The sequence below is a fragment of the Bacillus sp. AG4(2022) genome (assembly GCF_031844465.1).
GTDB lineage: Bacteria > Bacillota > Bacilli > Bacillales > Cytobacillaceae > Bacillus_AB > Bacillus_AB infantis.
The window spans coordinates 379,422-389,045 of sequence record NZ_JAUZVH010000006.1; the positions used below are offsets into that span (position 1 = coordinate 379,422).

The 9,624-nt window shown below is 44.1% G+C and carries 10 protein-coding genes and 1 tRNA gene; 7 read left to right on the plus strand and 4 right to left on the minus strand.

The genetic code is table 11. The features are described 5' to 3' along the window. A complete protein-coding gene (locus Q9R36_RS18170; RefSeq protein ID WP_009795397.1) occupies nucleotides 1-408 on the plus strand; it encodes a YugN-like family protein in 408 nt (135 codons plus the stop codon). 6 nt (nucleotides 409-414) lie between these two features. On the opposite strand, the gene Q9R36_RS18175 is transcribed toward Q9R36_RS18170, so the two are convergent. After that, nucleotides 415-1,401 (minus strand): potassium channel family protein, encoded by a 987-nt coding sequence (locus Q9R36_RS18175; RefSeq protein WP_101549605.1) that lies wholly within the window; start codon nucleotides 1,399-1,401, stop codon nucleotides 415-417. 414 nt (nucleotides 1,402-1,815) lie between these two features. Continuing rightward, entirely contained in the window at nucleotides 1,816-2,604 is a 789-nt protein-coding gene (locus tag Q9R36_RS18180; RefSeq protein ID WP_224949773.1) for an SDR family oxidoreductase, read from the minus strand. 137 nt (nucleotides 2,605-2,741) lie between these two features. On the opposite strand from Q9R36_RS18180, the gene Q9R36_RS18185 reads away from it, so the two are divergent. From Q9R36_RS18185 to Q9R36_RS18195, 3 genes are all read left to right on the plus strand, one after another. Then, nucleotides 2,742-3,728, plus strand: coding sequence for a Gfo/Idh/MocA family protein (locus Q9R36_RS18185; RefSeq protein ID WP_224949775.1), 987 nt, complete (start codon nucleotides 2,742-2,744; stop codon nucleotides 3,726-3,728). A gap of 52 nt (nucleotides 3,729-3,780) precedes the next feature. After that, on the plus strand, nucleotides 3,781-4,866 hold the full coding sequence (locus Q9R36_RS18190; RefSeq protein WP_311225652.1) for a nitric oxide synthase oxygenase: 1,086 nt from the start codon (nucleotides 3,781-3,783) through the stop codon (nucleotides 4,864-4,866). 97 nt (nucleotides 4,867-4,963) lie between these two features. Continuing rightward, on the plus strand, nucleotides 4,964-5,773 hold the full coding sequence (locus tag Q9R36_RS18195) for a YitT family protein (RefSeq protein ID WP_257992226.1): 810 nt from the start codon (nucleotides 4,964-4,966) through the stop codon (nucleotides 5,771-5,773). Nucleotides 5,774-6,172: 399 nt separating this feature from the next. Here Q9R36_RS18195 and Q9R36_RS18200 read toward each other — a convergent pair. Beyond that, a tRNA-Ala gene (locus tag Q9R36_RS18200) sits at nucleotides 6,173-6,245 on the minus strand. Nucleotides 6,246-6,497: 252 nt separating this feature from the next. Here Q9R36_RS18200 and Q9R36_RS18205 point away from each other — a divergent pair. The 3 genes from Q9R36_RS18205 to Q9R36_RS18215 all read left to right on the plus strand — a co-directional run bounded on the left by Q9R36_RS18205 (nucleotide 6,498) and on the right by Q9R36_RS18215 (nucleotide 8,903). Continuing rightward, complete coding sequence (locus tag Q9R36_RS18205; protein WP_257992223.1) at nucleotides 6,498-7,199, plus strand: MgtC/SapB family protein; 702 nt, start codon at nucleotides 6,498-6,500, stop codon at nucleotides 7,197-7,199. Between the two features lie 168 nt (nucleotides 7,200-7,367). Continuing rightward, nucleotides 7,368-8,279, plus strand: a complete 912-nt coding sequence (locus tag Q9R36_RS18210) for a DMT family transporter (protein WP_311225658.1) — start codon at nucleotides 7,368-7,370, stop codon at nucleotides 8,277-8,279. 39 nt (nucleotides 8,280-8,318) lie between these two features. After that, nucleotides 8,319-8,903 carry a GNAT family N-acetyltransferase gene (locus Q9R36_RS18215; RefSeq protein ID WP_257992222.1) on the plus strand — a complete coding sequence of 195 codons (585 nt, stop codon included), beginning with the start codon at nucleotides 8,319-8,321 and terminating at the stop codon, nucleotides 8,901-8,903. Between the two features lie 169 nt (nucleotides 8,904-9,072). On the opposite strand, the gene Q9R36_RS18220 is transcribed toward Q9R36_RS18215, so the two are convergent. Next, nucleotides 9,073-9,249, minus strand: coding sequence for a hypothetical protein (locus Q9R36_RS18220; protein WP_187445869.1), 177 nt, complete (start codon nucleotides 9,247-9,249; stop codon nucleotides 9,073-9,075). Nucleotides 9,250-9,624: the final 375 nt, after the last annotated feature.

Here is a 9,624-nt window from a genome sequence, read left to right on the forward strand (position 1 = left end):
ATGATTGAATTACCATCCCGGGTGGAAGGGAAACACTTTGATCTGTATAAGCTTGAGCAGCTGCTTAAGCCGGCTGGCTATACGGTTGGAGGCGGCTGGGAGTATGACCATGGTGCTTTTGATTATAAAATAGACGATGAAGTGGGCTATCAATTCCTGCGCGTACCTTTCAGATCAATTGATGGCCAGCTTGATTCAAGAGGATGCACTGTGGAAATTGAGCGGCCATTCCTTCTCTCCCATAAATATCAGCGCGGGCTGGATGATCATGCTTATACATGGAACCATACCGCTTCTTTTAACCAATTCTCAGAGCCGGTGGACAAAGACGCCAGTTTCCCGGACAAATACGTGGATATCGGCCGCTCGCTTGTCCAGGAGCTGGAGTCGCTTTTGCTGGACGGCTGAACTAAATCAGGCAATGACGATCAGCTCGTCATCTGAATCAATGCTGAAAGGGTGGGGAGGATTCACAAAAGTTTCCTCTCCTCTTTTTATACCAAAAAGAAGCATGCCATCCTTCAGCAGCAGCGCACTTAAATCAGTAAAGGTCACTTCGTATTCAAATTCCTTGGCCGGCATGAGCCTCAGTCTTCTGCCGTTCAGGTGACCAAGCAGATCCAGGAAAGAAGTGACCATTTCCTGTGCTGAAATGCTGTGGATCATAACGGAGCTGGTCAGGATATTCGTCTGGATGATTTCATCCGCTCCTGCCCTTCTTGCGTTCGCAACCTGTTCAGATGTGAGGATTTCGACAATGCATGGAACGCCGGGATTCAATCCTTTTACGGCAAGGAGCGACAGAATTGAATTCATATCGGCCTGAAGTTCATCCCTGTTCTGGTCGGCTGTAATGATTACTTTGTTTGCTTTCCGGATATTTGCTTTCAGGAGCACCTGATCCTGATTTGACCGTCCCTGTATGAAATGAACTTCCCCCGGGGATGGATTGGATCGGAGCGTCTCATCAATAAGTGCAATAGAAACCCCTTTATGCTCCTCCGCCAATGCCGTGATAAGTTCTCTTGAACGTTCATTCCAGCCGATAATGATTAGATGTTGTTCTCCTTTAAAATTCACTTTGCCCTCCAAATAATCATTTTGTCTTGTTACAGCAGCTGCAGCCAGAGTTACAAAATAGGTTGATAAAAAGCCTGCTCCGGTAAGAATTAAAATAATGCCAGTTACTTTCCCTGGTATGGTATGCGGCACATAATCTCCATAACCCACTGTGGAAGCTGTGATGACTGCCCACCATACCCCGTCAAACACCGTAGGAAAATTATGCGGCTCCAGGATGGAAATGATAAACCCGAAAGTCAGAATCACCATTAGTGCAATGAGAAGTATCCGTATAGCGAGCGGGAGCCTTATGAAGCTGGAATAAATGAAATGCGGCATGCTGTTCACTCCTTCTAAATGCAGACACCTACCAGTATGAACAAAGTCCCTTTTTCCAAAACATAATAAAAGGAATAGAACTTATACTCTAATTGTATTTACCAATGATTCTCTCTGTTATAAACCCACATGCATATAGAAAAATATTTTATTGCGGGCAAGGAATTACAGAAGAAATGGAGAAATAAATAGGGTGCTGGGATTCTCAGGGAAAGGGGAAATGGAGGATTATACATATCAGATATGCGGAGCTTATGCTTTATTTTCGCACAAACCTTAAAAGGGAGCTTACTTTAAAAGAAAAAATCTTTTTACAGGAGATATCCCGGAAAGAGGTTGAAAAAAAGAAGTCATATTACATATAGCAGAAGAGAGCCCGGCAGCAGCCGGGCTTTTATTTCATTAAGCACATTGTCACAGGAGTGATTCGGCTCCGTCAATATATACCTCCGTGCCGGTAATATGGCTGGACAAATCGGATGCAAGGAAATGGACCAGGTCGGCAACCTGTTCGGCAGATCCGGGATGGTCCTCGAGGGGCATGCTTCCCTCCGGAAATTCAACTGGTATTTTTACTTTTTTCAGATTTTCTTCTTCTGGAAAAGTATTTTCGCCTATATTCGTCCTGATGGCTCCCGGGCAAATCAAGTTGACGCGTATGCGGTATCCTGCCAATTCAAGGGCAGCCATTTTTCCAAAGCTGACCTGCCCCCCTTTGGAGGTGCTGTATGCAGACATCCCAAAGTTTCGGAAGGTTCTGTTGCCGTTGATAGAGCTGGTGATGATGATGCTCCCGCCCTCTTCCTTGAGAAGGGGCACCGCATATTTCACTGTCAGGAAGGTTCCTTTCAGGTTTGTTGAAATGGTCGTATCCCATTCTTCAGGAGTCAGATCTTCAATAGGGGCAACAACACCATTTATTCCTGCATTCGCAAAAACTATATCAAGGCGTCCCCATTTACTGGATACTTTCTGAAAAGCCTTCTCCACCTGCAATGGAACAGAAACATCTGTTTCAATGATCATGGCTTCTCCGCCTGCTGACTCTATTTGATCTTTGACTTCTTTTGCAAACTCTTCCTTAACATCGACAAGAGCAATTTTAGCCCCTTCTTCAGCAAGCCTGATGCTGGCAGCCTTTCCGATTCCAGAGCTTGCCCCGGTGATTAAAGCGACCTTCCCATTCAGCGCTGATCGGCTCATCCGTACATGACCTCCTTTTTCAGTCATTTTCCCCCAGTCTGCTGGATAAGAAACCACAAATTGCAGCTGCTGGCGAAATAAGCAGAAAAAATGTATCCTTGTTGGAGAGAATAAAAAGCATTCATGGAGGTGCCGTAATGGTTCGTTTCGGTGTAGTTGGAACAAATTGGATAACAGAGAGATTTCTTGATGCAGCAGATAAAGTGCAGGATTTTGCGCTTACGGCTGTTTATTCACGGACAGAAGAAAAAGCAAGGGAATTTGCAGATAAATATGGTGTGAAACATACATATACGTCCTTAGAGGAAATGGCGGCAAGCAGTGAGATTGACGCTGTCTACATTGCCAGCCCCAATTCACTTCATGCGGAACAATCAATTCTGATGATGGAACATGGAAAGCATGTGCTCTGCGAAAAACCTGCAGCCAGCAATGCGGCTGAATTAAAGCTCATGATTGAAGCATCACAAAGGAATAAGGTGGTACTGATGGAGGCGCTGAAATCCACTTTGATGCCGAACTTTAAAGCCGTCCGGGAGAATTTAGGAAAAATCGGGCCGGTCAGAAGGTATTTTGCATCATATTGCCAATATTCCTCGCGATATGACGCATACAAGGAAGGGAGGATCCTGAATGCCTTCAAACCTGAGTTTTCCAACGGTGCATTGATGGATATAGGCATTTACTGCATCTATCCGCTGGTGGTCCTATTCGGCAAGCCGGATGAGGTGAAGGCGCAGGGGGTTATGCTTGATTCAGGAGTTGATGGGGAAGGAAGTATGGTATTAAAGTATAAAGAAATGGATGCTGTCATCATGTATTCAAAAATCACTGACTCCCAGCTTCCTGCAGAAATTCAGGGAGAGAACGGAAATATTGTAATAGATAAAATCCATACGCCGGAAAAGGCTGAAATCCGCTATCGCGGCGGCAGTTCAGAATCAATTACAAGAGAGCAGAAGGAAGCCTCGATGTACTACGAAGCAGAAGAATTCGTCGGGCTTGTCAAAAGCGGAAAGCTGGAATCGGCAACGAACACATTGTCCAACTCCCTTGCTGTCATAGAAATTCTTGATTCTGTGAGAAGCCAGCTTGGCATCGTCTACCCTGCAGACCAGAACTGAATGGAAATGGCCATTGCATCAGGATCACTATACGATACAGGGGGGCAATTTTTTGGCAAAGGAACTGAGGAAGGAAGCAGAGAACTTTATTGCTTTATGCCATAGAGAGCTGAATAAAAGCAGCAGCGAAACAGAACAGCGCCACATTGAAATCCTTGAGGAGATAGATCGTACAGGCAGTTATCATCATACCTATGAAGAGCTTGAGTATGGTGCAAAAACGGCCTGGAGGAACAGCAACCGATGCATCGGCAGGCTCTTTTGGGACAGCCTTAAAGTGTTCGATGAAAGGGAGCTTGAGACTGAAGACGAAATTGGCCAAGCTTTGATGAGGCATATCAGCTATGCTACGAACGGCGGCAAGGTAAGGTCTGCCATCACTGTATTCCGTCAGGAGGAAAAAAACAAAAGAGTAAGGATTCTTAACCACCAGCTGATCAGGTATGCCGGCTATGATACCGGTGATAAGATTATAGGCGACCCAGCCTCCGTCAAACTGACGAACTTATGCCGTGAATTGGGATGGGAAGGGAAATACGGGCAGTTTGACCCACTGCCTCTTCTTGTCCAGATAGATGGGCGGAAGCCGGCGCTATTTGATGTATCTGCTGAAGATATTCTTGAAGTGCCGCTTGAGCATCCTGAGTTTGAGTGGTTCAGCGATCTGCAATTAAAGTGGTATGCTGTTCCGTTCATATCGGATATGTGCCTTGAAATCGGCGGAATCCGGTATACGGCTGCACCCTTTAATGGCTGGTATATGGGGACAGAAATCGGCGCCCGGAATCTTGCAGACGATTTCAGGTATAATCTGGTCCCGGAAATAGCGGACAGGATGGGGCTTGATACTAAGAGAAACGCCTCCTTGTGGAAGGACCGTGCGCTGGTTGAGCTGAATACAGCTGTTCTTCATTCCTATAAAAAGAAGGGGGTCAGCATTGTTGACCACCATACAGCCGCACAGCAGTTCAGGCTGTTTGAAGAAAAAGAATCAGCATGCGGCAGGCCGGTAACTGGTGAATGGACCTGGCTGATTCCGCCCATTTCTCCGGCAGCTACACATATTTTTCACAGCAGCTATAAAAATGAAATCAAAACGCCAAATTTCTTTTACCAGAAAACTGATTTCCAGTTATAGCTATTTATTCTGAAAACACTATTTTTTAGGGTTTCCTTTATTTCTCTACTATAATAAATTAAATTATTATTGTTGTGGAAATAAAGGGGGATGCCATATGAAAAATTTACTGATCATTATTCTGGGTTCTGCGATTGTAGGCTTTGCTTATAATCTATTCCTGATCCCCCATGAAATCCTGAGCAGCGGGCTCAGCGGGGTGGCAATCATGCTCGGCATCATTACACCCTTCAATACAGGTCTCCTTAACTTCCTGTTGAATCTGCCTTTATTGATCCTTGGGGTCATTAAGCTTGGGAAACGGTTTATCTTCTATACAATCGTTTCAGTGCTGACTCTTTCCGTCAGCCTTTACTTAATTCCGGTCCACGCAATTTCTTCTGAGCCGATATTGTCTTCCGTTTTCGGCGGAGTCTTGACGGGTGCAGGAATCGGACTGATCTTTAAGGCTTCAGGCTCCTCAGGGGGCTTTGATATCATTGCCATGCTCCTGACAAGGAAAAAGGATTTCCCGCTTGGCGCCATTCTTTCACTGATGAATGCCACTGTTGTTTTGGCTTCGGGCTTCATCTTCAGCTGGGATGCTGCATTAAATACAATGGTCGCCATCTACGCCACAGGCAAAGTGGTTGATACCATCCATACAAAGCATATTAAGCTGACAGTAATGATAGTGACGGCCAAAGGGGAAGAAATGAAGGCAAAGCTTCTCTCAAGCATATACAGAGGAATCACGGTCATCAATGGAGAGGGCGGCTACACAGGGGAAGGCAGGAAGATCCTCATGACAGTCATAACCCGCTATCAGCTGACAGAAGTCAAGGCCATGATAGACGAAGTTGATCCGCAGGCCTTTGTCAATATTACAGAAACGACCGAAGTTCTGGGCTCTTTTCATAGAACCTGAGGATTTTATACAAAAATAAAGACCCTTGGCCAACTGCTGTAATTGGTTAAGGGTCATTTTTTATCTGCTGTATTCAAATATTCAGCCATCCTCATTTATCCTTTAGTAAATCTTCCTCAGTAAAATCTGCCTCTTTCACTGCAAAATAATTCAGGCCAGCTGCGGCAGTAAAGGCTGCTGCCAAAATAGCGATTGTTGACATCATGCTAATCTCTCCCATCTTTGTTATTATGTTATGGGCATTATTCCCGATTTGCAGCGCCTTAAACATGTTAATGGTCCTGGTATATTTTTCCTGTATAACAAAGTGGAATGAAAATAAGTAATTTGAAAAGTGTTTTTAGTATGCTGATATAGCAAAAAAGCCAAAATCCTAATGGATTTTGGCTTTTGGATGTATGGAGCATAGCGGGCTCGAACCGCTGACCTCTACGCTGCCAGCGTAGCGCTCTCCCAGCTGAGCTAATGCCCCGTGTTCGGTACAAGAAAAATTATATCCGTAATTGATCAAATATGCAAGAGGAAATTCTAATTTTTCTTTTTTAAAATAAAATCTTAAGTTTTCTGCCAGCGATCCTGATAGTACACAATAATATTAGAGAGCAAGGCTGCATAAAGTAGGAAAAGAAAAGTATGCTTACCGCTATTTTTATCCAAAAATTAGTTTATTCAACTATCTATATTGGAATATTTATATAGATAGAAATAGAAGAGGGGATACCTTATGGAAGAAATGTTTTATACAGTGATGAAAAATGATGTGCTTATAAAGCTGTGCTTCGCAGCTTTGGCAGGGCTTGTCATAGGTTTAGAAAGGGAACTGAAAGGAAAGCCGCTCGGGCTCAAGACCTGCCTGATTGTTTCGGTTATGGCATGCCTCTTGACTATTGTGTCATATGAATCAGCTTTTCTTTACTCAAAAGAGTATTCAAGGCCGATGGACCCAGGGAGGATTCCTTCATATGTAATCAGCGGCATCGGCTTTCTTGGAGCCGGTGTAATCCTTCGCAGGGGCAATGAAGCCATTTCCGGACTGACGACAGCCGCTCTTGTGCTGGCTTCAGCAGGGATTGGGATTACCATCGGAGCAGGCTTTTATATAGAAGCACTATTGGGAGTTATTTTTATCATTATTGGAGTTAAAATGATTCCTGCTTTGTTTGAGCGGGTAGGGCCAAAAAAGCTGAAGGAAAAGGAAATCAGGGTAAAGCTGTATATTGAGAAATGTACGGACCTGACAACCTTGATGAAGGAAATTAAAAGCAAAAAACTGGGAATCAAACGGGTCCGTGTCAAAGAAGAAGCAGATGATATACTGATCAATTGTGTGATAACGACAACGCGCAGCATGTATACGACCGATGTATACTATACAATGAAATCACTGATTGGTGTGATTGCCGCAGAGGTGGAGAGCGGGGAATAGAACAAGAGGACGATTGGCGAGAGGTGCCTGCCCGATTTCGGGCAGGCACTTTTTCATTTCTATTCAATACTTGCCGTGTGAAAAAAGATGGCAATGTGAAAACCGGTAAGTGTAATATTATAGCTAAACTGGATTTTTCTTAGAAGGAGATGCAATGACTTGCCGAAGATAAACCCTTATGCAGCATTGGCAATCGGTGTGGTGTCTGTTTCCACGTCTGCCATTCTAGTTAAGTTTTCAGCTGCACCATCAGGAGTGATAGCTTTTTATCGCTTATTCTTTTCTGTTTTGCTGATGCTCCCTCTCGTATTATTTAAATATGGGCCAGAACTCAAGCGGATTGGCTGGCGGGATTGGCTGTATTCGGCCATTGCCGGGATATTCCTTGCCTTTCATTTTATCCTCTGGTTTGAATCTCTCCGCTTTACTTCTGTGGCAAGCTCAACTGTCCTCGTTACCTTGCAGCCGCTGTTCGCTTTTGCCGGGACCTACTTATTTTTCAAAGAAAGGTTTACAGTGAAAGCAATTTTGAGCGGAGTGATAGCTATTGGAGGAAGTGTGCTTATCAGCTGGGGGGACTTCAGAATCAGTGGAACTGCATTGTTTGGAGATCTTTTGGCGCTTGCTGCCTGTGCGCTGGTTACAGCTTACTTGATGTTTGGGCAGACAGTGCGAAAACGGCTGTCTCTTATTACTTATACATTCACCGTGTACAGTATAAGTGCCATTACCCTTTTCGTTTATGTAATTGCCGCTGGTGAGTCTCTTGGACCTTATCCCGCAAGCGACTGGGTCTACTTTATTCTCCTTGCGCTGGTCCCGACCCTGCTCGGACATACCCTTTTCAATTGGTCACTGAAATGGCTCAGCACCTCTACGATTTCTATGGCCATCCTGTTTGAACCGGTGGGTGCTGCTGTCCTGGCTTATTTTTTACTCGGGGAGTTTGTAGCCTGGTATCAGGCTGCTGGAGGGATGATTGTCATCGGGGGTATCATGCTGTTCCTTGCAGATGGCAGAATAACGAAGAGAAAAGCAAAGAAGACAGAACCACCTAAGCCATTAGGTGAGGAGCTTTGATTGTATGAGCTGACCGCTATAAAGAGGAGGGTGATTGGTATGGCAGGGATTGATGCGGCCTTCTCTGCTGAATTCCCCATTATAGAGACTGAAAGGCTTGTGCTCAGGAAGCCTGAGGAAGGTGATATTCCGAAGCTGTACAGGATATTTTCGGATCCTGAAGCAACCAGGTTTTATGATGTAGAGCCCTTTAGGTTTGTCAGTGAAGCGGAAGATCTCCTCGAAAGTCTTTTGTGGAGATACAGTATGGAAAAGCAGATCAGATGGGCGATCTGCTGGAAAGAAGACAACACTCTCCAGGGAACCTGCGGGTTCCATTCTGTTGAAAAGCTCCATAAAAAGGCAGAAATCGGATATGAGCTCCATCCAGAGGCCTGGGGAAAAGGCGTAATGTCAGAAGCCTTGGATGCTATTATCCGCTATGGATTTATCTGCATGAATTTGAACAGGATAGAGGCGGTCTATCTTCCGGAGAATGCTGCCTCCAAAAAGCTTCTTGAAAAAAAGGGTTTTATAATAGAAGGCCTTCTAAGGAAGCGATTTGTTCACAGGGGAGTTTACAGAGATGCTGTTATTTCTGCGCTGCTGCAGGAGGAGTATACTAAACGCATACTTGAGGGATAACTTATAGAATGATGAGGTTCAGGTCCTAATACCTTTATCCTTCGTTCCACAATGACAATTTATTTTGCTTGTGCACCCTTCTTCTTGCTTTTTAGAGGGAGGCAGCAGGGAATTCACGCTAAGCTGAAAAGTGGCCGTCCTCAGTTGGATGGCCACTTTTAAAATGGTATTAGATAAATGCATAAGTAAGCCCGGAGAAAATAAAACCGGATACCGTTGTGAAAATAAAAGTGCCTCCGTAGACCTTTTCTTCCGAGTCTGCAATTTTAATTCCTTCGAAATAGGAAAATGCCAACAAGAATACAGCCATGATAAATGATAAATAGAGTGCGGCGGTTTGAAGCATATATCTCACCTTTCGAATATGTTACTATATTATATGGACTTGCTTCGATTGTATGACCCTTTAATATAAGTTTTCTTTGTGGCGTGCTGTTTGCAAAAAGGCTGGTATCATCTGAGTCATTTTTTAGGGACCCCACCTGATTGGCATAGATGAATATATCAGAACGGTTTTTCCTCAAGTCATTCTTTATGTGAAAAACAAAATGCAATTTAATTTAAAAATTATATTGCAATTGTAATTCCACCATGATATATTATTACTTGTCCTCACGAGGGAGAAACGAAAACATCGAAATTAAAGTTTTGAAAAACTGAAAAAGATGTTGACTTCTTCATTCGGAGATGTTATATTAATAAAGTCGCTTCTGAGCGACAG